The following is a 2263-nucleotide window of genomic DNA, read 5'->3' as shown; positions in this document are numbered from 1 at the left end:
GAATGCCAGGGCAGCTCTTCGTCAATATCATAACCAATGAAGTACAAAATATCCAATCGCATACGGCAATGTTCAATAAGCTTGCGGTCGCTGATGATATTCTCTAAATAGCCCACCAGACAGAGTTAAAAAAACACAACAGGATCTATACTCTTTTGACCACTGCTGCCGTAAAAACCTCGAGTAAGATCATAGAGAAAATCTAGGTTCAACGCATCCTTTAAACGCCGGTAGAAATTTGTGGGCGGTACGCGGTCACTCAACCAAAAACTGTTGGATAACTGCTCTTGCTATACTTTTTTGCCTTGCATATCATGAATTTAATCTTTTTTAGTAAATTGTGCAACACGCACACCGGCTATAATTCAGCGTGGCGACAGTGCATAATCGAAAAGTAAAACATATAACCAGCTTGATTTCTCTGCGGAATAGTCCTACGGACGATTCCACGCCGAAATCATAGCCAAACCGTTAGCTTTAATGCTGAAAAAATAGAACTTTAAAAGAAACAAATGGAAATACTAAAGCGAAATTTTATTACGAACCCATCAAAAAAAATTTTGATTTTATTTACATCTCTATGGCTCGTAGGAATAACATTATTAATAATTAGTATGACTGATTTATTTACTGAAAGTTTTCTTCAAAAAAAGTATGTTATGATTTACTTTTTAATTCTTGGCTCGACAATAGCGACAGGAAAACTTTACTTAAATTATTGGAAAAGTAAAAACCTGAATTCTCAGTCAAATGTGGAATAAAAATCTTGGTGAAATTGATTACTCAAGCCCTGAGCTGAATAACGTCTAACTTTTAGTTCGATTAAAAATCAGAATTGAAAAAAGAAGTCAAACTTTAAGCAATTTTGCCGAATTAATGAAAATTTAAAATGAATAAAGTCAATTAAAAAACCGAATTTTAAAAAAATAAAATGAATTATAAAGCGGACAAAAAAGCACTAAAAGCTAACAACAGCTATACACAATGGCTTGGGTTTGGGCTGAAGTGAAAAGTCCGATTTTTTTTTGCTAATTTTCGATTGAAAAACTAACGAAAGTGCTTATTTGCACGCCACTGTGCATAGCCAAACCGTTGCCATTAATTATGAAAAAAACTTTCCTCCTACTTATAACACTTCTGATTTCGGTAAAATCATTTGCTTGTGATTGCGAGTGTAAAGGAGATTGTTCATTCAGCCAAATCTCAAAAGGCTCTGAATTTGTCGCTTTGGTAAAAGTAATTGAATACTCGGATTTTCTCGACCAAGAAATTTACAATTATGACGGAATAATGCCTTTGTCAATGACAGTAGAAGTTATTGTAAAGTATATTGGTTCAGAAAAAAGGAAAAGGATAAAAATTTGGGGAGATAATGGAATGCTATGCAGACCATATATCGCAAATTTTGAAATCGGAAAATATTATTTAATTGCGCCTTGGAAAATAAGCGAAACTTCAGATAACGGAGTTAAAGGCGATTACGATTTCTTTAGTTGCTTTACCGATTATTTAACAGTTGATTTTGACAAACAAATAGCTTACGGAGATTACTCTAAAAAAGAAAATCAAGTCACTTTAAAGGATTTTGAGAAAGAAATTAAAAACATCAATTTCAAAAAAACGAAATGGTTTACTAACAACAGTAATAAAGACTTTTTTAAATCAGATTCAATTACTCTCTATAAAATTCTAAATAAAAAAGACGAATTTGTAAAATTGAGCAGTGGATTAATCAAAACCGAACAAAACGAGAATAAAGACTTTACAGATTTAGAATTTAGAAGAAATGGAAAGTTGAAAATGACTGATACCAGTATTGAAAACTGGACAGAAACTGAACATTTAGGAAAATGGAAATGGAAGTTTAATAACGATAAGAACATATTAAGTTTTTACTTGGACAAAAAGTTATTTTCTTCCTTTGTTGTCGTTTCCCAAGAAAGAGATTATCTAATTTGGAATACTGATGACAAAGTTCAATTTTACGTTCTGAAATTAAAAAGAGTGGAAAAATAACTAATGGCAACACCGGTAACCGTTGCACAACCCCATAATTTAAAAAAAACGTATTCATTTAAACCGCTTTAGAGCGGTTTTCTAGTTTTATATCGTTTGTAAATTAGCAAAATGAAGTGCCTTTAAAATGGACTTATACGCATTATTTAACGTCATTATGAACTTTAAAAACATGCCGAGCATTCCTGCTCCACTTTTGGTGCGCTTTTCAATAAACTTCAGGTATTTCTTGAGGTTGTAGGCAATA

1 protein-coding gene and 1 pseudogene are annotated in these 2263 nt (G+C 32.3%); one reads left to right on the top strand and one right to left on the bottom strand.

Annotation, left to right across the window (positions count from 1 at the left end; all coding sequences use genetic code 11):
- A pseudogene (locus KW502_RS15740) lies at window positions 1-263 on the bottom strand (transposase); the annotation flags it as partial.
- An 841-nt stretch (window positions 264-1104) separates the two neighbouring features.
- Between KW502_RS15740 and KW502_RS15150 the strand changes: the two are divergent.
- Window positions 1105-2016, top strand: coding sequence for a hypothetical protein (locus KW502_RS15150; protein ID WP_219041392.1), 912 nt, complete (start codon window positions 1105-1107; stop codon window positions 2014-2016).
- The last annotated feature ends 247 nt before the right edge of the window (window positions 2017-2263 follow it).

It is taken from the genome of Mesonia aestuariivivens, from assembly GCF_019311235.1.
GTDB classification, from domain to species: domain Bacteria; phylum Bacteroidota; class Bacteroidia; order Flavobacteriales; family Flavobacteriaceae; genus Mesonia; species Mesonia aestuariivivens.
Note: the sequence above shows the minus strand (reverse complement) of the source record. Positions and strands in the feature narration are given on the sequence as shown.